The sequence below is a fragment of the Paraburkholderia sp. D15 genome (assembly GCF_029910215.1).
GTDB lineage: Bacteria > Pseudomonadota > Gammaproteobacteria > Burkholderiales > Burkholderiaceae > Paraburkholderia.
In genome coordinates, this window is record NZ_CP110395.1 from 3,098,203 (window position 1) to 3,120,506 (window position 22,304).

A 22,304-nucleotide genomic window follows, 5' to 3' on the forward strand; every position below is an offset into this window, starting at 1 on the left:
GTGCCGACCGGCGGCGGCACATACAACAGGTCTAAAAGCCAAAAAAAATGCGGCCCCGCTTTCGAGGGGCCGCATTCACATTTCCTGCAAACTACATTGGCGAAATTGGTCCTCGACTAGCGTCGCTCCGAAGCAGTTTCGGTCAACGTTCGCGGTGTCATAACCGTATTTGCCTTTTGCGCCGAGGGCACTTACTGCAGTTTGCGAAACCCCGGCAGAACCGGAATTTCTCTTTCGTTGGTAGGCTCGATTGGACTCGAACCAACGACCCCCACCATGTCAAGGTGGTGCTCTAACCAGCTGAGCTACGAGCCTGAAGAAACGAGATTATATGGAGCCCCACGCGGCTTGGCAAGTACTTTTATGAACCGACTTCAAATTTCTACTCACGTACTCGGGCGTACGTGAGTGCATACGGGACCGGGCCCCGTTGCGCCATCAAACGCCCGCTGATCGATCAACTCTTGCGCGACGCGCGCACCACGCCCGTCACTTCGCCGAGCACCGTGCACGCGCGCTGAATCTGCGCGGCGCTCGATACCTCGACGGTGAATTGCATGAATGCGGTGTTACGACGGGATTGTGTCTTCACACCGATGACATTCATCTTCTCGCGCGCGAAAACTTCCGAAATATCGCGCAACAAGCCCTGACGGTCGGTCGCTTCGATACTCAGGTCGACCGGATACACCGACTGCCCGCGTCCGCTCATCACGTCCGCCGACCACGCGGTTTGCAGCACGCGCTCCGGCGCGCGCTCGGCCATGCGCACGAATGTCGGGCAATCGCTCCGGTGAATCGACATGCCCTTGCCGCGCGTGACGAAACCGCTGATGTCGTCCGGCGGCGCGGGACGGCAGCAGCGCGCGAGCTGCGTGAGCAACGCGTCGACGCCGACCACCAGCACGCCGGTCGACGCACCGCGCGCGACGCTCGCGCCGCTGCTGCGCTTTTCGAACTGCTCCGGCGCCTCGACCACGGGCTCGGGCGGCGGAGCATCGTGCAACGCCTGCTCGACGAGCCGCAGACTGAACTCTTCCTTGCCGACCACCGAGAACAGATCGTCGGTGGTCTTGAAGCCGAGCCTGGATGCGAGCTGGTCGAGATTGACCGAGGTCTTGCCTTCGCGCTGCAAGGTCTTTTCGACCATCGCGCGACCGCTCGCGATGTGCTCCTGCACTTCGACCGCATTGAACCACGCGCGCACCTTCTGCCGCGCACGTGGACTTTGCAGATAGCCGAGCTGCGGATTGAGCCAGTCGCGCGACGGCCCCCCCTCTTTCACCGCGACGATCTCGATCGTCTGGCCGTTCTGCAGCGGCGTGTTGAGCGGCACCATCGCACCGTCGACGCGCGCGCCACGGCACCGGTGCCCCAGTTCGCTATGCAGGTGATACGCGAAATCCACCGGCGTCGCGCCATGCGGCAACGGAATAACGCGCGCCTGCGGCGTCAGCACGTAGATGTGATCGTCGTCAAGCGTGGCCTGGCGCAGTTGCTCCCACGGCTGCGCGGCGCGCTTCTCGCCGTGCTCGCCTTCCGAGACCTCGTCTTTCCATGCGAGCAGTTGCCGCAGCCACGCGATCTTCTCGTCGTACTTCTCGTTGGCGCTGAACTGCCCGCCGTACCCACGCGTGCCCGCTTCCTTGTAGCGCCAGTGCGCGGCCACGCCATATTCGGCGAACTGATGCATGTCGTGCGTACGGATCTGCACCTCGAACGCGCGGCCATCGTCGCCGATCACCACCGTGTGCAGCGACTTGTAGCCGTTCGGCTTGGGTCGCGAGATGTAATCGTCGAATTCGCGCGGCACCGGTTGCCACAGGTTATGCACGATGCCGAGCACCGTATAGCAATCCTTGATGTCCGGCACGATCACGCGAAACGCGCGCACGTCGTACAGCTCGGCGAAGTCCAGCTCCTTGCCGCGCATCTTGCGCCAGATGCTGTAGATGTGTTTCGGCCGGCCGCTGACCTCGGCGCGTATATTCGCCGCGGCCAGTTCCTGCTGCAGCCGCCCGATGGCCTGCGCGACGTAACTCTCGCGCTCGACACGCTTTTCGTCGAGCAGCTTGGCGATGCGCTTGTAGGTCACCGGCTCCTCGAAGCGGAATGCGAGGTCTTCCAGCTCCCACTTCAATTGCCAGATGCCGAGGCGATTGGCGAGCGGCGCGTAAATATCCAGCGTTTCACGCGCCACGTCCGGCGACGGCGTGATCTTCGCCGCCGCGTAGTAGCGCATGGATTGCAGACGCGATGCGAGCCGGATCAGCACCACGCGAATGTCCTGCGCGAACGCGAGCAGCATCTTGCGCAGCGCCTCGACCTGCGTACGGCGCGCAGCCTGTGCATCGCGACCGGCTTCGGGCATCGCGTTCTGCGCGGCGCGCAGGCTGACCGTGCCGAGGCGCAGCAACTTGCGCACGTCGCCGACCAGTTGCGCGACTTCCTCGCCGAAGTTGTCGGCAATCACGCGCTCCGGGTCCTGCAAGTGCGGCGTCAGCGCGAACAGCGCCGCCGCCAGCACCGCCGGCGGGTCGACGTTGAGCGTGCGCATGATCGACGCCGTGCCCGCCGCGTGATCCGCCAGCAACTCGCCCGACGACAACCGCACCTCGCCCGCATGTTCGCGCACGAACGCCATCGCTTCGTCGAAGGAAGGCAGGGGGTGCGGCGCGTTCGTCACGATTTCGGTATTCATGGTGCGGCGGTCCGACGGACCGGACGATTCAGCGTTGTGTCAGCAATGGCGATAAAGCCGGTTCAGTCGCGCTGCGCCGCGACCACGACGATCTCGACGAGGCACTTCGGATTCGCGAGCTTGGCTTCGACGGTGGCGCGCGGCGGCGTGGCGCCCTGCGCGACCCACTCGTCCCACACCGCGTTCATGCCGGCAAAGTGCACCATGTCCGAGATATAGATCTGCACCGACAGCAAATGCGACTTGTCGCTATTCACTTCCGCCAGCAAACGGTCGATGTGGCCGAGCACTTCACGCGTCTGACCCGTGATGTCCTGATCCGCGTCTTCGGCGATCTGGCCTGCGAGGTACACCGTGCCGTTATGCACGGCGGTTTCGGAGAGGCGCTTGCCGACGTGATGACGAATGACTGCCATGAAGAATCCTGATTGGGTTGAAGATTGAACGGAGAGGCATCCGCGCGGCATCCATTCGCGGATGCCGCGCGCAACTGCATATTATGACGCGTCGCCGGCGGCTCCGATGAAGAACTGCCGCGCGACATCGATCTGATCGGGCGAGAGAAATGCCGGCGCATGCCCGACGCCGGCGATTTCGACGCTCGACACCGCCCGCCCGGTCTCGACCATCTTCGCGACGGTTTCGCGCGACAACAAATCGGACTGCTCGCCGCGCACCACCAGCACCGGCCCCTGGAAGCTCGCGAGCGAATGCCACAACGCGGCCTCGCCGAGTTTGGCGGCTTCCTCGGTGATCGCGGCAAACGGCACGGCGATGCGCGGGTCGTAGCGCAACAGCCAGGCGCCGTCTTGCTCGTGCAGCAGCGGCGTGTTGATTTCGCGCCAGTCGTCCGCCGACAGTGGCCCGAACGATTGCGCGAGCGAGGCCGCGTAGTCGACACCTTGTTGCAGCGTATCGAAGCGCACCGGCTTGCCGAGATAGTCGCCAATGCGCTTCACGGCCACCGGTTCAAGATGCGGGCCGACGTCGTTGAGCAGCAGCTTGCGGATCGGCGTGTCCGGCAAGCCGGCGAGCGCCATGCCGATCAGCCCGCCCATCGAGGTGCCGAACCAGTCCACCGTCTCGACATTCAGCCGCGCGATCAGCGTGACCATGTCGGCCACATATTGCGGCACGCTATAGAAGTTGGGGTTCGCGAGCCACGACGACAATCCCCGCCCCGCCACGTCCGGACACACCACGCGATAAGTGCCCGCGAACTGCGCCGCGAGCCGGTCGAAATCGCGCCCGGACCGCGTCAGGCCATGCACGCAGACGAGCACGCGCGGATTGGCCGGATCGCCCCACTCGGTATAGGCGATGCGATGCAGACCCGCGGCGCTCGCGCATTGCACGTAACGTTGACGCGGAGCCGTGGGCCCGGCGCTGGAAGCGGACGTTGTTGCGGTCATCGGGGCTCCTTGCGAAAGCGCCGCGGAGCACGGCTCTCACGGCGAAGATCGACGAGGCATCGATCGAGGAAAGATTGTAAACCGCTTTGCCGCGCGACAAGGATCGGCCAAACGGCATAGGACGGTGTAGGACGACATAGGACTGCATCGCTAGGCATCAGGCAAAGCGGAACACCCACCCCATCGCACCAAACAAAACGGGCGAGACTCACGTCCCGCCCGCCTGTCGATTCAGACTTCGCCGCCGCAACCGCCAGCGACGCAAGTCCCGTTAAAGCTCGCGCACCGTCTTCAACTCACCGCGCTCACATCGAGCGGCGCGCCGGTCTTCGCCTGGATTTCCTCGACGCTGACGCCCGGCGCCAGTTCGCTCACCTTCAGGCCGTTTTCCGTCACGTCGATCACGCCAAGATCGGTGATGATCTGGTCGACCACGCCGACACCCGTCAGCGGCAACGTGCATTCCTCGAGAATCTTATGCTGGTCGCCCTTCGCGACGTGTTCCATCAGCACGACCACGCGCTTGACGCCCGCGACCAGATCCATCGCGCCGCCCATGCCCTTGATCATCTTGCCCGGGATCATCCAGTTGGCCAGATCGCCTTTCTTGCTGATCTGCATCGCGCCCAGAATCGCCAGGTTGATGTGGCCGCCGCGAATCATCGCGAACGAATCCGCCGACGAGAAGATCGACGAGCCCGGCAGCGTCGTCACGGTCTGCTTGCCGGCGTTGATCAGGTCGGCGTCCACTTCGTCCTCGGTCGGCGACGGGCCAATGCCCAGCAAGCCGTTCTCCGATTGCAGCCACACTTCGACGCCGGCGGGCACGTGGTTCGCGACCAGCGTCGGCAAACCGATGCCGAGGTTCACGTAGAAGCCGTCCTGCAATTCCTTCGCCGCGCGCGCGGCCATTTCGTCACGAGTCCATGCCATGATCAGGCTCCTTTCGCGCGGACGACGCGTTGTTCGATGCGTTTTTCCGGAGTCGCATTGAGCACAATGCGCTGAACGAAGATGCCGGGCGTGTGGATCGCGTCCGGATCGAGTTCGCCCACCTCGACGATCTCCTCGACCTCGGCGACGGTGATCTTGCCGGCCATCGCGCACATCGGGTTGAAGTTGCGCGCGGTGCGGCGGTAGATCAGGTTGCCGGCCTTGTCGGCCTTCCATGCCTTGACGAGCGCGACGTCCGCGGTCAGCGAGTGTTCGAGCACGTAGTGGTTCTCGCCGAACTGGCGGGTTTCCTTGCCCTCGGCGATCAGCGTGCCGTAGCCGGTATTGGTGAAGAACGCCGGAATGCCCGAGCCGCCCGCGCGCAGTTTTTCGGCGAGCGTGCCTTGCGGCGTGAATTCGAGTTCGAGTTCGCCGGCCAGATACTGGCGCTCGAATTCCTTGTTCTCGCCGACGTACGACGAGATCATCTTCTTCACCTGGCGCGTTTCGAGCAGCAGGCCGAGGCCGAAACCGTCGACGCCCGCGTTGTTGCTGATGCAGGTGATGCCCTGCACCTTCGAATCGCGCAGCGCGGCGATCAACGCCTCCGGAATGCCGCACAGGCCGAAGCCGCCGACGGCGAATGTCTGCCCGTCCTTGACGATGTCCTTGAGCGCCTCGGCGGCGCCTGGATAGACCTTGTTCATCAGTTTGTCCCTTCCTCTATGGAAACCCGAAACCGCTGTGCCGGACGCCGGAACCTGCCTGATGCATGCACCGGCACGCCGACCTTGATCGCTGCGACGCGTAGCAAGACGTTGCGCGGGCTCGTACCCGACACGTCATTCTAGTCATCCGACGCAAACCGTGCGCCCGGCTTTGCCGGCATGTCGTCATGTGCCCGAAAGAGTACGCTGGGCGCGCCATGCGGCACAATACGCAAAAATACATAAGTACTTGCCGCCAACCCATGCCCGCACTGGACTACCAAACCGCTTTTCAACTCGCGCCGATCGGACTCGTGCTGTCGCGCGAGCGGGTGATCGAGGATTGCAACGAAGAACTGGCGTCGATATTCGGCTGTCCGCGCGAGGCGCTGCTCGGCCAGTCATTCCAGGTGCTGTATCCGTCGACGGACGAATTCGAGCGGATCGGCGCGCGCATTCCGCCGATCATGACCGCGCAAGGCAGCTACGCGGACGACCGCATCATGAAGCGCGCCAACGGCGAACTGTTCTGGTGTCATGTGACAGGCCGCGCGCGTCAACGCGCCGACGCGCACGCGGCCGGTGTCTGGACCTTCGAGGATTTGAGCGCGACGCGCCGCGTGGCGGTCGAATTGACGCCGCGCGAACGCGAGATCGCCGCGCAACTGGTGACCGGCAAGACCAGCAAGCAGATAGGGCGCGTGCTGGACATCAGCCCGCGCACCGTGGACGTGTACCGTGCGCGGTTGATGCGTAAATACGATACGGGTAATGCGACCGAGCTGTTGCAGCGCTTGCTGGGGCATTGAACCGGGCATTGAACCGGAAAGCCGATCGGGAACTGAACGCGGCACGCGGGCCGCCTGTTTCGTACCGGTTGCGCTTCATGCCGATCGCTTCATGCCGCACGTTCAACCCAAACGGCCCTGACTGTCCGGATCAGGCCGCCTTGACCAGCGCGGCGCGCTCGATCGTCTCGCGCAGCAGATCGGGCACCGGCACCGACTTGCCGGCGGCGTAGTCGATCCACACGCAGCGCGCGGCGCCGCGCGCGTACACGGTGTGCGGATCGTCCGCACGCACCAGTTCGAAGCCGGTGTCGAAGCTGCTGCGGCCCGGCGTGGCCACCGTCATCCGGCCGATCACGTCGCCGGGATAATGCAGTTGCTTGAGAAACTCCATCGATGCATTGACGATCACCGGACCTTGCCCATCGGCATTGCTGCCCGCCAGACCCAGTTGCTCGAACCACGAGATCCGCACCTGCTCCATGTAACGGAAATAAACCGTGTTGTTCACATGGCCGAATGCATCCATGTCGCCCCAGCGGATCGGCATCGACATCTCGAAAACTGCGTGAAAATCGCTCATCTTGCTTCCGTTCTACTTGCTTCTTGAGTGGTTGAAATCTGTTGCGGCCGGTGAGCGCGGTCCGGTCCGCCTATGTTTTTCCGCCTGCCACGCACGCTCAGGACAGGCCGAACCCATCGTCGGCGGCAATCACCGAGCCGTTGATGAACTGCGATTCGTCGGCCGCCAGCAGCAGCAGGAGCCCGTCGAGATCGTCCGGCTTGCCGACGCGGTGGCGCGGCAGCATCGACACCAGTTTCTGCCCCTGCTCGGTCGACCAGTGATGGTGATTGATCTCGGTATCGATATAGCCCGGGCAGATCGCGTTCACGTTGATGCCGTGCTTGCCCCATTCGAGCGCCATGGCCTTCGTCATATGGACGACGGCGGCCTTGCTCATCGAATACAGGCCGATCTGCGGCAGCACGCGCAGCCCCGCCATGGACGCGATATTGATGATCCGGTACGACGGGTTCTGCGTGCCGTTGCCGCGCATGATCATGCGTTTGGCCACCTCCTGGGCGACGAAGAAGGCGCCGCGCGTGTTCGTGTCGAACACGTACTCGAAGTCCGCCGGCGTGACCTCCGAAAGCTTCTGCGTGGTCGACACCCCCGAGTTGTTCACCAGAATGTCGATGGTGCCCGCCTCGGTTTCCGCATGCGCGACCGCCGACTTGATGCTCTGGTAGTCGGTCACGTCGAGCGACACCACGTGCGCCGCGCCGCCCGACGCCTCGATCTCGGCGCGCAGTTCCTTCAACCGCTCGGTGCGCCGGCTCGCCAGCACGACCTTGGCGCCCGCCTGCGACAACACTTGAGCAAAGCGCTTCCCCAACCCGCTCGAAGCGCCGGTGATCAGCGCGACCTTGCCTTCCAGATTGATCGAACGGCCCATTGTCGTTCCCTTGTTCGGTTGTTGTTACCACTGCGATTGACAGAAGCGGTAGGACCGTCGCCGCGGGCCGCTACCGTATCATATAAATAGAACGATCGTGCTAATCTCCGCTCATCCGGTTGCAGTGCGGGTGTGCATCGCCCACAATACGAACCCGAAAAAAGCATTCTAACGGTAAGAGGAGCATCAATGACCCCCGCAAGTCTCATTGAGCAATACGGTCCACGCGAGTCGATGGAATACGACGTCGTGGTCGTCGGCGGCGGCCCGGCTGGCTTGTCCGCGGCGATCCGCCTGAAGCAGCTGGCGGCGGAAAAAGGCGTCGAGCTGGGCGTGTGCGTGCTGGAAAAAGGCTCGGAGATCGGGGCTCACATTCTGTCGGGCGCGGTGATGGACCCGCGCGCGATCACCGAACTGATCCCGGACTGGAAGGAAAAAGGCGCGCCGCTCACGGTCGACGTCACCGAGGACAAGTTCCTGTTCCTGACCGAGACCGGTTCGAAGAGCGTGCCGACCTGGGCGCTGCCGGATAACTTCAAGAACCACGGCAACTATGTCATCTCGCTCGCCAATGTGACGCGCTGGCTGGGTCAGCAGGCCGAGGCGCTGGGCGTCGAGATTTTCCCGGGCTTTCCGGCCGCTGAAATCCTTTACAACGACGACGGCTCGGTCAAGGGCGTCGCGACCGGCAATCTCGGTATCGGCAAGGATGGCCAGCCGACCGAGAATTTCCAGCTCGGCATGGAACTGCATGCGAAATACACGTTGTTCTGCGAAGGCGCGCGCGGGCATCTGGGCCGCCAGCTGAGCGACAGGTTCAAGCTGCGCGACGGCGCCGATCCGCAGGTGTACGGCATCGGCATCAAGGAGCTGTGGGAAATCGATCCGTCGAAGCACAAGCCCGGTCTCGTGATGCACACCGCCGGCTGGCCGCTCGAAAACGATACCTACGGCGGCTCGTTCCTCTATCACATGGACAACAACCAGGTGGTGGTGGGCTTCGTCGTCGGCCTCGGCTACACGAATCCGTATCTGTCGCCGTTCGAGGAATTCCAGCGCTACAAGACGCATCCGGCCATCCGCGCGGTGCTCGAAGGCGGCAAGCGCGTGTCGTACGGCGCGCGGGCCATTACCGCCGGTGGCCTGCTCTCGCTGCCGAAGCTGGTGTTCCCGGGCGGTGCGCTGGTGGGCGACGACGCGGGCTTTCTCAATGCGTCGCGAATCAAGGGTTCGCACGCGGCGATCAAGACCGGCATGCTGGCGGCCGACGCCGCTTTCGATGCCGTGCAGGCAGGTCGTCAGAACGACGAATTGACCGCCTATCCGGAGAGCTTCAAGACGTCGTGGCTGCACACCGAGCTGCATCGCGCACGTAACTTCAAGCAGTGGATGAGCAAGGGCCTGTACCTCGGCACGCTGATGGTCGGTCTCGAACAGAAGGTGCTGGGCGGCAATGTGCCGTGGACGCTGCATCACCAGCACTCGGATCACGAGATGCTGAAGCCGGCGTCGCAATGCAAGCCGATCACGTATCCGAAGCCGGACGGCAAGCTGACGTTCGACCGGCTGTCTTCAGTGTTCATCTCGAACACGAATCACGAGGAGAACCAGCCGGCTCACCTGACGCTGAAAGATCCTTCGGTGCCGGTGAACGTGAACTGGCAGACCTATGCAGGTCCGGAATCGCGCTACTGCCCGGCGGCGGTGTATGAGTTCGTCAAGAACGACGATGGCGGCGAGCGTCTGGTGATCAATGCGCAGAACTGCGTGCATTGCAAAACGTGCGATATCAAGGACCCGACGCAGAACATCGTGTGGGTTACGCCCGAGGGTGGCGGCGGTCCGAACTACCCGAATATGTAATGGAGTAGTTTGCCTTCGCGGCGCGGTGACTCGGAGTCGCCCGCTGCGAAGGTGGCATGCGTGAAGTTGGGATGAAAGCGCGCGGCTTAAGTGCGCTTGGTGCGCCTCGGGCGCTTAAGGTGCGCTTGCCGCGATCTTCGGCGTATCGACCGCGACATCGCCGCATTGCGCACGATGGCGCAGCGCGTGGTCGATCAGCACCAGCGCGAGCATCGATTCGGCGATCGGCGTGGCGCGGATCCCGACACACGGATCATGCCGCCCGAACGTTTCCACCACCGCCGGTTGTCCGGCCTTGTCGATCGAACGGCGCGGCGTGCGAATGCTCGACGTCGGCTTGATCGCGATCGACACGGTAATGTCCTGCCCCGTCGAAATACCGCCGAGCACCCCGCCCGCGTGATTGCCGACGAAACCCTCCGGCGTGAGCTCATCGCCATGCACGGAGCCGCGTTGCGCGACGCTCGCGAAACCCGCGCCGATCTCCACACCCTTCACCGCGTTAATGCCCATCATTGCGTGCGCGATGTCCGCGTCGAGGCGATCGAACAACGGTTCGCCAAGACCGACCGGCACGCCCGACGCGACGACGTTGATACGCGCGCCGATCGAGTCGCCGTCTTTACGCAGCGCGTCCATATAGTCTTCGAGCTGCGGCACGATGTCCGCGTTCGGCACGAAAAACGGGTTCTCTCGCACGTGCGCCCAATCGACGAAGGGCACGTCGATCTCGCCCAATGCCGCCATGTAGCCGCGGATTTCAGTGCCGAATTTCTCGCGCAACCATTTCTTCGCGACCGCGCCGGCAGCGACCGTGGGCGCCGTCAAACGCGCCGATGAACGGCCACCGCCGCGATAGTCGCGAATGCCGTATTTCTGCCAGTAGGTGTAGTCGGCGTGGCCGGGACGGAACGTGTCGACGATGTTGCCGTAGTCCTTGCTGCGCTGATCCGTATTGCGGATCAGCAGCGCGATCGGCGCGCCGGTGGTCTGGCCTTCGAACACGCCGGACAGGATTTCGACCTTGTCTTCTTCCTGGCGTTGCGTGACGTGGCGCGACGTGCCGGGCTTGCGACGGTCGAGTTCGAACTGGATGTCGGCCTCGCTGAGCGCCATGCCCGGCGGGCAACCGTCGATCACGCAGCCGATAGCGGGGCCGTGCGATTCGCCGAAGGTCGTGACAGTGAAAAGCGTACCGAGCGTGTTGCCGGACATGGGCGTCGTCCAAAGGAATGCGGGGAAAACGCTATTATGCCAGCCCGTTACGGGCCGGGCATGTGGCCATCGCGCAGGTATGACTTGCGGCGAGGCGAATGATGCGGGGTACGCCGGGGGACCATCCGCCCCGGCTAGTCCGCTCGCCCCCTACTTCCGCGCGCCGCGCAACTCCGTCACCACCTGCTGCAACAACTCGGGCGTCGCCAGCGCCGGCTCGATCGGCTCGCCGACGGCGAGCGTCAGCCGGCTCATCACGCCCTTCTGGACAGGGCGCGGCCAGCGCGCGTCGTTGGCGCGCGAGAACACGCTACCCCAGAGGCCGCGCAGCGCCATCGGCACCACCGGCGCCGGCGTGCGCTTGATGATCTCGGTCACGCCATGACGGAACGGGTTCATATCGCCGGTTTTGGTCAGCTTGCCTTCCGGGAAGATGCAGACCAGATCGCCCTCGGCCAGCGCCTGCGCGCAACGCTCGTAGGCGCGCGTCAGCAGCTCGGCATCCTGATGCGCGGGCGCGATCGGAATCGCTTTCGCGTGACGGAACACCCAGCCGGCCAACGGCGACTTGAAGATCTGATGATCCATCACGAAACGGATCGGCCGCGGGCTTTCGGCCATGATGACGATCGCATCGACGAAGCTCACGTGATTGCACACGAGCACGGCGGCGCCCTCTTCCGGAATCCGCTCGGCGTGCACGAGCCGGATCCGGTAGAACGTGTGCACCAGCACCCACGCGACGAAGCGCAGCAGAAACTCCGGCACCAGCGAGTAGATATACGTGGCGACGACGATATTCAGCAGCGCGGTGACGAGGAAAATCGCCGGAATGCTGAAACCGGCCGAGGTCAAGCCGACCGCCATCAACGACGACAGGATCATGAACAGCGAATTCAGGATATTGTTCGCGGCGATGATCCGCGCCCGGTGGCTCGGCTGGCTGCGGCTCTGGATCAGCGCATAGAGCGGCACGCTGTAGAAGCCGCCGAACATCGCGAGCAGGAACAGGTCGGCCAGCACGCGCCAGTGCGCGGGCCGCGCGAGAAATTCGCCGACGCTCAGCAGATGGCCCGCCGCCGGCAGCGCATGGCTCGCGAAAAAGAGGTCGATGGCGAACACGCTCATGCCGATCGAGCCGAGCGGCACCAGCCCGATTTCGATGCGCCGCTTCGAGAGCTTCTCGCACATCAGCGAACCCAGGCCTATGCCGATCGAGAAGGTACCGAGCAGCACGGTGACGACATCCGGATTCGCCGACAACACGTTCTTCGCGAAGCTGAAGAACGACGACAGGAAGGTCGCGCCGACGAACCACAGCCACGAAATCCCCAGCAAGCTCAGAAACACGGTGCGGTTTTCGCGCGCGAGCTTCAGGTTGCGCCACGTCTCGCTGACCGGATTCCAGTTGATGCGCAAGTCGGGCTGCGCGGCCGGCGTGACCGGCACGAAGCGCGACACGAAGCGCCCGACCAGCGCGATGGCGACGCACGCGCAGGCCAGCACCACCGCGCCATGCTCGACGAACCCCGCGCCCGCGCCGCCGATGATCGTGCCGATCAGGATCGCCACGAAGGTGCCCATCTCGACCATGCCGTTGCCGCCCACCAGCTCCGATTTCGACAGATGCTGCGGCAGGTACGAATACTTGACCGGCCCGAACACGGTGGAATGCACGCCCATCAGGAACGTGCACAGATACAGCAGCGGCGCGCTATGCAGCCAGAACCCCGTGCCGCCGATCAGCATCACGACGATCTCGAAGCTCTTGACGAAGCGCGTGAGCATCGCCTTGTCGTATTTGTCGGCGATCTGGCCGGACGTGGCGGACAGCAGCACGAACGGCAGGATGAAGATCGCGGAAATGAGGAATGCGGCGGTTTTCGGGTCGACGCCGGAGAAGCGCGCCGCCTGATACGTGACGAGCGACGTGAAGCCGATCTTGAACACGTTGTCGTTCATCGCGCCGAGGAACTGGGTCCAGAAAAACGGCGCGAAGCGGCGCTCGCCGAGCAGCTTGAACTGGGAGTCGTGCGCTTCGCTGGCGCGGGCAGCGCGGCGGGCGGCGGGTATCGGACGATCGCTCATGAGGGTCGAGGACAGGCTAAAAGAGCAACTGGAAAATCGGGTCGGCCACGGCTTTAAATGCATTCCGGGTACACCGCCGGGCACAAAAAAAGCGCACGCTTTCGCGCGCGCCTTTGCTGCATGTTCGGATTCACGGTCACGGCTTGAACGGCTCGACTGGCTTGAGCCGCTTGACGGGCTTGACTAGCTGCAACGAATTGAACGACTCAGCCGCCGCGTTGCCCCGTGCCGATCATGCACCGGCGAAAATCGGCCACGCTCAGCGTGCGGGCTGCTGTTCCTGCTCTTCCGGCCAGTCGCGAATATACGCCTTGAGCATGCGGTTCTCGAAACCCTGCTCTTCCACCACAGCCTTGGCGACGTCGTAGAACGAGATCACGCCCATCAGCGTGCGGCTTTCCATGACCGGCAGATAACGGACATGATGCTCCAGCATCATGCGGCGAACTTCGTTGACGTCGGTTTCGGGCGTGCAGGTGAGCGGATGATCGTCCATCACCTTGCGGATCGTCGAGGTGCCGACGCTGCCGCCATTCTTGCTCAGCGTCATGATGATTTCGCGGAAGGTCAGCATGCCGACCAGGTCGCCGTACTCCATTACGACCAGCGAACCGATGTCGTGCTCCGCCATGGCGTTGACGGCTTCATGCAGCGTGGTATCCGGTGTGACCGTGAAAAGGGTGTTGCCTTTGACCTTAAGAATGTCGCTGACTCGCATGATCTGTCTCCCGGGATACCCGCTAATCTGGTGATGCATGAATGATTTTTGATCCTAGCGGAAAGCCCCATAAAAGGAAAGCGGCCCGCCCACCAAGGCCCGGCGGGGATTCTGCGGGCGAAAGGCGGGGATTTTCCGCTCGTCCGGTGCCGACTCACCGCTCACTTGGCGCTCACTCACCGCGCATTCGGCGCGCATTCAACGCGCATTCGCTGCATTGAAATCGCGCCGCCGCGCTCCCCGTCATCGGGAAAACCGCGCTTGATGTGCGCGGCGCCGATGATAGGATGGCCGCCACTTTCACCTTTCGCGAGGCTGTTCGTGGCCTCGCCGTTCCGCATGTCCGCCAACCGTTTCGACACGCTTGCGCTGCACGCCGGCGCCGCGCCCGACCCCACCACCGGCGCGCGCGCCACGCCGATCTACCAGACCACCTCGTTTTCGTTCCGCGATCCCGACCACGCCGCGGCGCTCTTCAATATGGAGCGCGCCGGCCACGTCTACTCGCGCATCTCGAACCCGACCGTGGCCGTGTTCGAGGAACGCGTCGCCGCGCTGGAAAACGGCGCGGGCGCGATCGGCACGGCAAGCGGCCAGGCCGCGCTGCATCTGGCCATCGCCACGCTGATGGGCGCGGGCGCGCATATCGTCGCATCCAGCGCGCTGTACGGCGGCTCGCACAACCTGCTGCACTACACGCTGCGGCGCTTCGGCATCGAGACGACCTTCGTCAAACCGGGCGACGCCGACGCGTGGCGCGCCGCGCTGCGCCCGAACACGCGTCTGCTGTTCGGCGAAACGCTCGGCAATCCGGGCCTCGACGTGCTCGACATCGCGACCGTCGCGCAGATCGCGCACGAACACCGCGTGCCGCTGCTGGTCGACTCGACCTTCACCACGCCGTATCTGCTCAAGCCGTTCGAGCACGGCGCCGACTTCGTCTATCACTCGGCGACCAAATTTCTCGGCGGCCACGGCACGACGATCGGCGGCGTGCTGGTGGACGGCGGCACGTTCGACTTCGAAGCGTCGGGCCGTTTCCCCGAATTCACCGAGCCGTACGACGGCTTTCACGGCATGGTGTTCAGCGAGGAAAGCACGGTCGCGCCGTTCCTGCTGCGCGCGCGCCGCGAAGGTCTGCGCGACTTCGGCGCCTGTCTGCATCCGCAGGCCGCGTGGCAACTGCTGCAGGGCATCGAAACGCTGCCGCTGCGGATGGAACGGCATATCGCCAACACGCGCCGCGTGGTCGAATTTCTCGCCGCGCATCCGGCGGTCGAGGCCGTCGCCTACCCCGAACTGCCAACGCATCCGGACCACGCACTCGCCCGGCGTCTGCTGCCGCGCGGCGCCGGCGCGGTGTTCAGCTTCGACCTGCGCGGCGGCCGCGCCGCCGGGCGCAGCTTCATCGAGGCGCTGTCGCTGTTCTCGCATCTGGCGAACGTCGGCGATGCGCGCTCGCTGGTGATCCATCCCGCGTCGACCACGCATTTCCGCATGGATGCCGCCGCGCTCGCCGCGGCCGGCATCACCGAAGGCACGATCCGCCTGTCGATCGGCCTCGAGGATCCGGACGATCTGATCGACGATCTCAAGCGCGCATTGAAAGCCGCGCAGAAAGCCGGCGGCTCGGGCACGAAGCCGCCCGCCCCACCCACTGCCGCCGCGACGCCTTCCCGCCCGGAGTCCGCATGATCGTCACCGTTCAAGGCCAATCCGCCTACGCGTACACCGGCGGCAAACCGTTCGACCCTGCGCTGCCCACCGCCGTGTTCATCCATGGCGCGGAGCACGACCATAGCGTGTGGGCGCTGCAAAGCCGCTACTTCGCGCACCACGGTTTCGGCGTGCTGGCGGTCGATCTGCCTGGCCACTGCCGCAGCGCGGGCCCGGCGCTGACCAGTGTGCCGGCCATGGCCGACTGGCTCGCCGCGTTGCTCGATGCCGCCGGCGTGCAGCGCGCGTTCGTGGCCGGCCACAGCATGGGCTCGTTGATCGCGCTCGACTTCGCCGGCCGCTACCCCGATCGCGCGACGCATCTCGCGCTGCTCGCCACCGCGGTTCCGATGAGCGTGTCCGACGCCCTGCTCGACGCCGCGTTGAACCGCGAGCCCGAGGCGATCGAGATGGTCAATCAGTGGTCGCATTCGACCTTCGCCGCGAAGCCCTCGTGCCCCGGTCCCGGCTTCTGGCTGCATGGCATGAACCAGCGGCTGATGGAGCGCGTGTCGGCGAAGGGCGAGCCGAACCTGTTCCATACCGACTTCAGCGCATGCAACAGCTACGCGGACGGTCTCGCGCGCGCCGCCGACGTGCGCTGCGCGACGCGTCTCGTCGTCGGCCGGCGCGATGCGATGACGCCGCCGCGCGCAGCCAGGGCGCTCGCCGACGCGCTCGCGCAAGCCGGCGCGCAGGTCGACACCGTCACGCTGGATGCCGGCCACGCGCTGATGACCGAGCAACCGGATGCCACGCTCGACGCCCTCTTCAGCTTCGCGACGACACCGCCCCGCGACCCGCGTTGAATGTCACGAATTGCCACGCGCCGTCATGACGGACGCGTCACGATAGAGGTTTCGAAAGCGGCGCGCCATCGGCCGAATGGCCAGGTTGCGCCGCCGCTTCGATAGCCGCACAATGGGCCACGCCTGTCCTGTTTCGAACGCGTGCGGCGCATGCCGGCGCGCACCCCGAAGCTTATTGAAAGCGACGGACACCAGGCTGACAAGCATGACAACAGGGAGGCCGCCATGGCTCAAACCGCCCACTCCGATCACTTCGCGAGTTTCGCGGAGTTCTATCCGTACTATCTCAGCGAGCATCGCAATACGGTCTCGCGGCGGCTGCATTTCGTGGGATCGCTCGGCGTCATCGGCTGTCTCGCGATGGCGCTCGCCACCGGCGACTGGCTATGGCTGCCGGCGGCGGTGATCTGCGGATATGGCTTTGCCTGGGTCGGGCATTTCTTCTTCGAGAAGAACCGGCCGGCCACCTTCCGTCATCCGGTGTACAGCCTGATGGGGGATTGGGTGATGTTCAAGGACATCTGCATCGGCAAGATTTCGCTGTAGCCGCGACGCGGCGCGGACCGCCAGCAGCACGGCCAGCGTCACATTCTTCAGTCTGTCGTTATCCAGCGCGCCAAGCAGCGTGTCGCCGTCCACCCGCGTGGAATCGAGTTCGAGCTGATATTCGAGTTCCGCGCGATCGATCACGAACAGATCGAACAATCGCTCGACGGTAATCTGCGCGGGGTTCGCCAGCAGCAGGAAATGCGGACGCATGCCGTCTTCCTGCAGCCGCGCAATCCACTCGATTTCTTCGAGCTTCTGCAGCAGGTTGATCGTGGTGTCCATGTCGCGGCGGAGCATCCGTGAGAGTTCGGGCACCGTGTAGCCGCGCTTGCCCGCATCACGCGCTTCGGAGAGCCGCGCGAGCAGTTCGAGCGAATCGAACAGATCGCTGCCCTCGAACGTGGGCCGATGAAACTGGCCGATGCGAATGGCCGGCAGCGCGGACGCGATCATCGCGCCGGCCAGCGTGATGAACCAGCACAGATACATCCACAACAGAAACAGCGGCACCGCCGCGAAGGCGCCGTACACGGCCGTGTAAGTCGGGATGCGGCGCACGTAGTAGCCGAAGCCGCGCTTCGCGAGTTCGAAGGCGATCGCCGCGGTCACGCCGCCGATCACCGCATCGCGCCACTCCACCCGGCAATTCGGCAGATACACGTAGAGAATCGTGAAGGCCAGCGCCGTGAGCGGCAGCACCGCGCCCGTCAGCGCCCATTCGATCACGGGCGTCATCCGCTGCGCGGCGGTGAATGTCATCGACTGCGTGAAGACGTATGACGAAATCGACAGGCTCACGCCGATCAGCAACGGACCGAGCGTGATGATCGCCCAGTAGACCAGAATGCGCTGCGCGATCGGCCGTGCCTTGCGCACGCGCCAGATCACGTTGAACGCGGATTCGACGGTCATCATCGTCATCACGGCCGTGAGGAACAGCAGGATCATGCCGATCGTGGTAAGTCCCTTGGCCTTGGACGCGAACTGGTTCAGATACTTGAAAATCTGACTGTTCAGTTGCGCGGGCATCAGGTGGTCGGCGAGGAAAAACTGCAGCGACTCCTGGAACGAACTGAAAATCGGGAAGGCGGTGAACAACGCGAACGCGACCGTGGCGAGCGGCACGAGCGCGAGCATGGTGGTGAACGTGAGGCTGCCTGCCACCTGCGGAATACGGTCTTCGCTGCTGCGCTGCGCGGCGAACTGCGCGAGCCGTTTGAGCGTGTCGAGATCGAAACGCACCCTGGACAACAAACCCCACCTCCTTGCTTCGTGAACCCGTGATTCGGGGCCGTGCTTCGGGCCGTCTGCCCATCTTCGCTCCGCTCGCCGGCGCGACGTACGAAGACCGGTGAGACACAACGAAACCCGGCACGAGACGCCTTAACAGGACCTGGCCGAATGGCTATGGATGGCCTGTCCAGCAGACCCAGCCCCTATAATACCTGTTCACCGATGAGGCCTATGAAAGACATTCTCGTGCTCTATTACAGCCGTCACGGCGCCACGCGCGAGCTTGCGCTGGCGATCGCGCACGGCGTCGACAGCGTCCCCGGCATGCAGGCGCGCGTGCGCACCGTGCCGGCGGTTTCCACGGTCTGCGAAGCGACCCAGCCGGACATTCCCGCCGAAGGTCCGCCCTACGTCGAACTGCGCGATCTCGAAGAGTGCGCCGGTCTCGCGCTCGGTTCGCCTACCCGCTTCGGCAACATGGCCGCATCGCTCAAATACTTTCTCGACGGCACCACGCCGCAGTGGCTGGCAGGCGCGTTGTCGGGCAAACCGGCCTGCGTGTTCACGTCGACGGGCAGTCTGCATGGCGGCCAGGAATCCACGCTGCTGTCCATGATGCTGCCGCTGCTGCATCACGGCATGCTGATCGTCGGCATTCCGTACACGGAGAGCGTGCTGTCCACCACGCAGACCGGCGGCACGCCATACGGCGCGTCGCATTTCGCGCGCGCGGGTACCGCCGAACAGGGCATTTCCGCCGACGAGCGAACGCTGGCCGTCGCGCTCGGCGCGCGCGTCGCGCGTACCGCGGCTTCCATGAGCGAGCGGCCGTGAACGCGCCCGTGCCGCGCAACACCCTCGCCGCGCATGGCGCCACCGCGTCCCTGCTCGCGCTGATCGCGCTGTGCGTCGCGTGGGAATGGTGGCTCGCGCCGCTGCGCCCCGGCGGCTCGGCGCTGGTGCTGAAGGCCGTGCCGTTGCTGCTCGCGTGGCCGGGGGTCTGGCGGCATCGGCTTTATACGCTGCAGTGGGCGTCCATGCTGATCCTGCTGTATTTCGCGGAAGGCGTCGTGCGCGGCTGGAGCGACACGGGTTTGAGCGCGCGGCTGGGCTGGGCGGAAGCCGCGCTCTCGGTCGTGTTTTTCGTCTGCACGCTGGCTTATGTCGCGCCGTTCAAACGCGCGGCGAAGCTCACGAAGAAGCAGGCGGCGCAAGACGCGCGCACGCGCGACAATCAGGAAGCCGACCACGCTTGACGGTGCCGGACATCGCTGCGGCATCACGCTCAAGCTCAGCCTAAGTTTCAGCCCCAACCGCCCCCTATCTCCGCCCGTATCCGCTGACCGACCATCATGACTCAACCCGCTTTTCTCGACGCGTGCCGCGACGCCATCGGCGCCGCCCATGTCCTGACCGATGCGCACGACACCGCCCCTTACCTCACCGACTGGCGCCGCCGTTATAGCGGCGCGGCCTGCGCGGTGCTGTGTCCGGCCACGCCCGCCGAAGTCGCGGCGCTCGTCAAACTCGCGCACGATCACCGCATCGCACTGGTCCCGCAAGGCGGCAACACCGGCCTCGCCGGCGGCGCGACGCCGGACGCGAGCGGCGCGCAGGCGGTCGTCAGCCTGCGGCGTCTGAATCGCGTGCGCGACATCGACCCGCACAACAACACGATCACCGTCGAAGCCGGCGTGATCCTCGCCGACGTGCAACGGCATGCATCGGAAGCGGGCCGGCTGTTTCCGCTGAGCCTCGCGGCCGAAGGCAGTTGCACGATCGGCGGCAATCTGGCCACCAATGCGGGCGGCACGGGCGTACTGCGCTACGGCAATACGCGCGAACTGTGCCTCGGCCTCGAAGTGGTCACGCCGCAAGGCGAACTGTGGGACGGCCTGCGCGGACTGCGCAAGGACAACACCGGCTACGATCTGCGCGATCTGTACATCGGCGCGGAAGGCACGCTCGGCATCATCACCGCCGCCGTGCTGAAGCTGCATCCGCAGCCGGCCGCGCGCGTCACGGCGCTCGCCGCGCTGGCCTCGCCGCATGCCGCGCTCGATTTTCTCGCGCTCACGCAAAGCGTTGCCGGGCCGCTGCTGACCGGTTTCGAACTGATGTCGGATTTCTGCCTGCGTCTCGTCGGCCGCCATTTCGAGCAGATGCGCTATCCGTTCGCCGGGCATCACGCGCAGGTCGTGTTGCTGGAACTGTCGGACAGCGAGAGCGAGGAACATGCGCGCGGCCTGTTCGAGCGTCTGATGGAAACGGCGCTCGAAAACGGTCTGGTGCAGGACGCCGTGGTCGCCGAAAACCTCGCGCAATCGCGCGCGTTCTGGAATCTGCGCGAGCACATTCCGCTCGCTCAGGCCGAGGAAGGTCTGAATATCAAGCACGACATCGCGGTGCCGATTTCCCGCATCGGCCATTTCATCGAGGCCACCGACGCCGCGATCGCGCAGGCGGTGCCGGGCGCGCGCATGGTGACGTTCGGCCATCTCGGCGACGGCAATCTGCACTACAACGTGCAGGCGCCCGAGGGCGTCGACGCGAAGGCGTTCCTCAAGCAGTATCAGAGCCCGATCAACCGGATCGTCTACGACAGCGTGCACCAGCATCGCGGCAGCATCAGCGCCGAACATGGGCTCGGCCAGTTGAAGATCGACGAAGCGATGCACTACAAGCAGGACGTCGAGGTGCGTTTGATGCAGGCGGTCAAACGCGCGCTCGATCCGCTGAACCTGATGAACCCGGGCAAGGTGCTCCGCTGAAGCGGACAGGTTTGACGCATGGCGCCGGCCGGCTCGTGCCGGCGCGCCGTCAAGAGCGTGTGGCCCCGCATTGAGCGGTCGAGCGCGGCTTTGACGGGCACGCATCTCCAGTCAGGGATTGCCGGCGAACGCATCGGCGACTCACGAGCGTTCGCCGGGCGCTCAGAACTTGTGACGGATACCCGTGACGGCAATGAACTGCGTGCCGCTACTTGAAGGTCCGGATGCCCCTTCGATCTGCGCGACCGCGTTGGTGGCGCGCTGATACAGCAGGTCGATATAGACGTCGGTCGATTTCGACAGGAAGTACTGGAGCCCTGCCGTCGTCTGCCAGTAGTGCCACGAGTCCACCGCCCCATTCGTCGACACGTTGGTGTAGGTCTCGCCGATCGCCGCGTGCACGGTGGGCGAGATGCGATAGCGCAGGCTTGCTTCGGCATTCTGGTAAGTCTGGTACTGGCTCGCGGGCGTCAGCTCGAAACGGGTGTTCGTGTACATCAGGCCGACGCTTGCGTTGCCGATGTCGTATAACCCGCCCGCGCCGTAAATGCGCTGCTTGCTGATGCCCTTCAGGAAGGTGAAATAGTTGTCGGACGGAATCGCGCCGCTCGTGTCGGTGGCGGGGTGATCGAGCATCACGTAGGCCGCGCCCAGATGCCACGGACCATTGGCGTAGCTTGCGCCGACGCTGTATGAGCGATTCGTCGCGAAGTTGCCCGGGTTGCCCGACAACGCATACAGGGTGTTGATCTGCAGACCGTGGAAGGTCGGCGTCACGTACTTGACCGAATTGTCGGTGCGAAACGTGTTGTTGATATCGTCGACATCGAACGGGTGGGTGCCGTACTGCACGGTGTCAGTGGCGAGTTGCAGCGGTTCCAGCGAATCTTGCGAGGCGTTGTACTGACGGCCGAACGTCAACGTGCCGTAGCGATCGCTCGACAAACCGACCCACGCCTGTCGTCCGAAGATACGTCCGTTCGCGCTGGCCGTACCGTTCATCAGATTGAAACCGTTCTCGAGCCGGAATACCGCGCGGTTGCCGCCGCCGAGATCTTCGCTGCCGAGCAACCCCCAGCGTGAACCCTGTTCGCTGCCGGCCGTCGCCTGATAGTTCGACTTGCCGCCCTGATTACTGGTGTAGGTGAAACCGCCGTCGGCGATGCCGTACAGCGTCACGCTCGACTGTGCGTGTGCCGCGCCGGCCGACAGGCCGATGCCGCCAATGGCGAGCAGCGCCGCCGGGAATGTCTGTTTGCGCATGGTGCTTTTCCTCTTCGAGTGGGTCTTACTGTTGAAAATCGGCGTGCGGCGTGCGCCCGCGGTCGTGCTGGCTCAGCGGCC

19 protein-coding genes, 1 tRNA gene and 1 pseudogene are annotated in these 22,304 nt (G+C 64.5%); 8 read left to right on the forward strand and 13 right to left on the reverse strand.

Features of this window, described 5'->3' with window-relative positions; translation table 11 throughout:
- Window positions 1–238: 238 nt before the first annotated feature.
- The 6 genes from LFL96_RS13305 to LFL96_RS13330 form a co-directional block, all read right to left on the reverse strand.
- Window positions 239–315 (reverse strand) — tRNA-Val (locus tag LFL96_RS13305).
- Between the two features lie 142 nt (window positions 316–457).
- On the reverse strand, window positions 458–2,701 hold the full coding sequence (locus tag LFL96_RS13310) for a bifunctional (p)ppGpp synthetase/guanosine-3',5'-bis(diphosphate) 3'-pyrophosphohydrolase (RefSeq protein WP_280995695.1): 2,244 nt from the start codon (window positions 2,699–2,701) through the stop codon (window positions 458–460).
- Between the two features lie 62 nt (window positions 2,702–2,763).
- Window positions 2,764–3,117 carry a RidA family protein gene (locus tag LFL96_RS13315; protein ID WP_280995696.1) on the reverse strand — a complete coding sequence of 118 codons (354 nt, stop codon included), beginning with the start codon at window positions 3,115–3,117 and terminating at the stop codon, window positions 2,764–2,766.
- Window positions 3,118–3,198: 81 nt separating this feature from the next.
- Window positions 3,199–4,113 (reverse strand): alpha/beta hydrolase, encoded by a 915-nt coding sequence (locus LFL96_RS13320; RefSeq protein ID WP_280995697.1) that lies wholly within the window; start codon window positions 4,111–4,113, stop codon window positions 3,199–3,201.
- Between the two features lie 291 nt (window positions 4,114–4,404).
- Complete coding sequence (locus LFL96_RS13325) at window positions 4,405–5,046, reverse strand: CoA transferase subunit B (protein ID WP_280995698.1); 642 nt, start codon at window positions 5,044–5,046, stop codon at window positions 4,405–4,407.
- A 2-nt stretch (window positions 5,047–5,048) separates the two neighbouring features.
- Window positions 5,049–5,753, reverse strand: a complete 705-nt coding sequence (locus tag LFL96_RS13330) for a CoA transferase subunit A (protein ID WP_280995699.1) — start codon at window positions 5,751–5,753, stop codon at window positions 5,049–5,051.
- A 263-nt stretch (window positions 5,754–6,016) separates the two neighbouring features.
- Between LFL96_RS13330 and LFL96_RS13335 the strand changes: the two genes are divergently transcribed.
- The gene (locus LFL96_RS13335) at window positions 6,017–6,562 is read left to right on the forward strand and encodes a LuxR C-terminal-related transcriptional regulator (RefSeq protein ID WP_280995700.1); all 546 of its coding nucleotides are present in this window, start codon (window positions 6,017–6,019) and stop codon (window positions 6,560–6,562) included.
- A gap of 130 nt (window positions 6,563–6,692) precedes the next feature.
- Here LFL96_RS13335 and LFL96_RS13340 read toward each other — a convergent pair whose 3' ends face one another.
- Together LFL96_RS13340 and LFL96_RS13345 are read right to left on the reverse strand one after the other, a co-directional pair.
- The gene (locus LFL96_RS13340) at window positions 6,693–7,124 is read right to left on the reverse strand and encodes a thioesterase family protein (RefSeq protein WP_280995701.1); all 432 of its coding nucleotides are present in this window, start codon (window positions 7,122–7,124) and stop codon (window positions 6,693–6,695) included.
- Window positions 7,125–7,221: 97 nt separating this feature from the next.
- On the reverse strand, window positions 7,222–7,998 hold the full coding sequence (locus tag LFL96_RS13345; RefSeq protein ID WP_280995702.1) for an SDR family oxidoreductase: 777 nt from the start codon (window positions 7,996–7,998) through the stop codon (window positions 7,222–7,224).
- 189 nt (window positions 7,999–8,187) lie between these two features.
- On the opposite strand from LFL96_RS13345, the gene LFL96_RS13350 reads away from it, so the two are divergent.
- The gene (locus LFL96_RS13350; protein WP_280995703.1) at window positions 8,188–9,861 is read left to right on the forward strand and encodes an electron transfer flavoprotein-ubiquinone oxidoreductase; all 1,674 of its coding nucleotides are present in this window, start codon (window positions 8,188–8,190) and stop codon (window positions 9,859–9,861) included.
- 114 nt (window positions 9,862–9,975) lie between these two features.
- Here the strand turns inward: LFL96_RS13350 and aroC are convergent, their stop codons facing one another.
- From aroC to LFL96_RS13365, 3 genes are all read right to left on the reverse strand, one after another.
- The gene (gene aroC, locus LFL96_RS13355) at window positions 9,976–11,076 is read right to left on the reverse strand and encodes a chorismate synthase (RefSeq protein WP_280995704.1); all 1,101 of its coding nucleotides are present in this window, start codon (window positions 11,074–11,076) and stop codon (window positions 9,976–9,978) included.
- Window positions 11,077–11,226: 150 nt separating this feature from the next.
- Window positions 11,227–13,164: an MFS transporter gene (locus LFL96_RS13360; RefSeq protein ID WP_280995705.1), complete on the reverse strand. Its 1,938-nt coding sequence runs from the start codon at window positions 13,162–13,164 to the stop codon at window positions 11,227–11,229.
- Window positions 13,165–13,423: 259 nt separating this feature from the next.
- A complete protein-coding gene (locus tag LFL96_RS13365) occupies window positions 13,424–13,882 on the reverse strand; it encodes a CBS domain-containing protein (RefSeq protein WP_280995706.1) in 459 nt (152 codons plus the stop codon).
- A gap of 339 nt (window positions 13,883–14,221) precedes the next feature.
- Here LFL96_RS13365 and LFL96_RS13370 point away from each other — a divergent pair, with 339 nt between their 5' ends.
- The 3 genes from LFL96_RS13370 to LFL96_RS13380 all read left to right on the forward strand — a co-directional run bounded on the left by LFL96_RS13370 (window position 14,222) and on the right by LFL96_RS13380 (window position 16,953).
- A complete protein-coding gene (locus LFL96_RS13370) occupies window positions 14,222–15,577 on the forward strand; it encodes an O-acetylhomoserine aminocarboxypropyltransferase (RefSeq protein ID WP_281000742.1) in 1,356 nt (451 codons plus the stop codon).
- Window positions 15,574–16,407 carry an alpha/beta hydrolase gene (locus LFL96_RS13375; protein ID WP_280995707.1) on the forward strand — a complete coding sequence of 278 codons (834 nt, stop codon included), beginning with the start codon at window positions 15,574–15,576 and terminating at the stop codon, window positions 16,405–16,407. Before LFL96_RS13370 ends, LFL96_RS13375 begins: the two co-directional genes overlap by 4 nt.
- 225 nt (window positions 16,408–16,632) lie before the next feature.
- Window positions 16,633–16,953 carry an Mpo1-like protein gene (locus LFL96_RS13380; protein WP_280995708.1) on the forward strand — a complete coding sequence of 107 codons (321 nt, stop codon included), beginning with the start codon at window positions 16,633–16,635 and terminating at the stop codon, window positions 16,951–16,953.
- On the opposite strand, the pseudogene LFL96_RS13385 reads toward LFL96_RS13380, so the two are convergent.
- Window positions 16,954–18,210, reverse strand: a pseudogene (locus tag LFL96_RS13385) (YihY family inner membrane protein); the annotation flags it as partial. It lies immediately after the preceding gene.
- A 210-nt stretch (window positions 18,211–18,420) separates the two neighbouring features.
- On the opposite strand from LFL96_RS13385, the gene wrbA reads away from it, so the two are divergent.
- From wrbA to LFL96_RS13400, 3 genes are all read left to right on the forward strand, one after another.
- Entirely contained in the window at window positions 18,421–19,023 is a 603-nt protein-coding gene (gene wrbA, locus LFL96_RS13390; RefSeq protein WP_280995709.1) for an NAD(P)H:quinone oxidoreductase, read from the forward strand.
- On the forward strand, window positions 19,020–19,445 hold the full coding sequence (locus LFL96_RS13395) for a DUF2069 domain-containing protein (RefSeq protein ID WP_280995710.1): 426 nt from the start codon (window positions 19,020–19,022) through the stop codon (window positions 19,443–19,445). Before wrbA ends, LFL96_RS13395 begins: the two co-directional genes overlap by 4 nt.
- A gap of 96 nt (window positions 19,446–19,541) precedes the next feature.
- A complete protein-coding gene (locus LFL96_RS13400) occupies window positions 19,542–20,960 on the forward strand; it encodes an FAD-binding oxidoreductase (protein WP_280995711.1) in 1,419 nt (472 codons plus the stop codon).
- 162 nt (window positions 20,961–21,122) lie between these two features.
- Here the strand turns inward: LFL96_RS13400 and LFL96_RS13405 are convergent, their stop codons facing one another.
- On the reverse strand, window positions 21,123–22,223 hold the full coding sequence (locus tag LFL96_RS13405) for a porin (protein WP_280995712.1): 1,101 nt from the start codon (window positions 22,221–22,223) through the stop codon (window positions 21,123–21,125).
- Between the last annotated feature and the right edge of the window lie 81 nt (window positions 22,224–22,304).

Excerpts from the sequence above, each read along its gene's own strand:
- LFL96_RS13345 (WP_280995702.1), bottom strand. The coding sequence starts at position 7,998 with ATGGGCCGTTCGATCAATCTGGAAGGCAAGGTCGCGCTGATCACCGGC.
- LFL96_RS13310 (WP_280995695.1), bottom strand. The coding sequence starts at position 2,701 with ATGAATACCGAAATCGTGACGAACGCGCCGCACCCCCTGCCTTCCTTC.
- LFL96_RS13315 (WP_280995696.1), bottom strand. The coding sequence starts at position 3,117 with ATGGCAGTCATTCGTCATCACGTCGGCAAGCGCCTCTCCGAAACCGCC.
- LFL96_RS13325 (WP_280995698.1), bottom strand. The coding sequence starts at position 5,046 with ATGGCATGGACTCGTGACGAAATGGCCGCGCGCGCGGCGAAGGAATTG.
- aroC (WP_280995704.1), bottom strand. The coding sequence starts at position 11,076 with ATGTCCGGCAACACGCTCGGTACGCTTTTCACTGTCACGACCTTCGGC.
- LFL96_RS13365 (WP_280995706.1), bottom strand. The coding sequence starts at position 13,882 with ATGCGAGTCAGCGACATTCTTAAGGTCAAAGGCAACACCCTTTTCACG.
- LFL96_RS13335 (WP_280995700.1), top strand. The coding sequence starts at position 6,017 with ATGCCCGCACTGGACTACCAAACCGCTTTTCAACTCGCGCCGATCGGA.
- LFL96_RS13350 (WP_280995703.1), top strand. The coding sequence starts at position 8,188 with ATGACCCCCGCAAGTCTCATTGAGCAATACGGTCCACGCGAGTCGATG.
- LFL96_RS13370 (WP_281000742.1), top strand. The coding sequence starts at position 14,222 with ATGTCCGCCAACCGTTTCGACACGCTTGCGCTGCACGCCGGCGCCGCG.
- LFL96_RS13375 (WP_280995707.1), top strand. The coding sequence starts at position 15,574 with ATGATCGTCACCGTTCAAGGCCAATCCGCCTACGCGTACACCGGCGGC.
- LFL96_RS13405 (WP_280995712.1), bottom strand. The coding sequence starts at position 22,223 with ATGCGCAAACAGACATTCCCGGCGGCGCTGCTCGCCATTGGCGGCATC.
- LFL96_RS13360 (WP_280995705.1), bottom strand. The coding sequence starts at position 13,164 with ATGAGCGATCGTCCGATACCCGCCGCCCGCCGCGCTGCCCGCGCCAGC.
- LFL96_RS13400 (WP_280995711.1), top strand. The coding sequence starts at position 19,542 with ATGACTCAACCCGCTTTTCTCGACGCGTGCCGCGACGCCATCGGCGCC.
- LFL96_RS13340 (WP_280995701.1), bottom strand. The coding sequence starts at position 7,124 with ATGAGCGATTTTCACGCAGTTTTCGAGATGTCGATGCCGATCCGCTGG.
- LFL96_RS13380 (WP_280995708.1), top strand. The coding sequence starts at position 16,633 with ATGGCTCAAACCGCCCACTCCGATCACTTCGCGAGTTTCGCGGAGTTC.
- LFL96_RS13330 (WP_280995699.1), bottom strand. The coding sequence starts at position 5,753 with ATGAACAAGGTCTATCCAGGCGCCGCCGAGGCGCTCAAGGACATCGTC.
- LFL96_RS13320 (WP_280995697.1), bottom strand. The coding sequence starts at position 4,113 with ATGACCGCAACAACGTCCGCTTCCAGCGCCGGGCCCACGGCTCCGCGT.
- wrbA (WP_280995709.1), top strand. The coding sequence starts at position 18,421 with ATGAAAGACATTCTCGTGCTCTATTACAGCCGTCACGGCGCCACGCGC.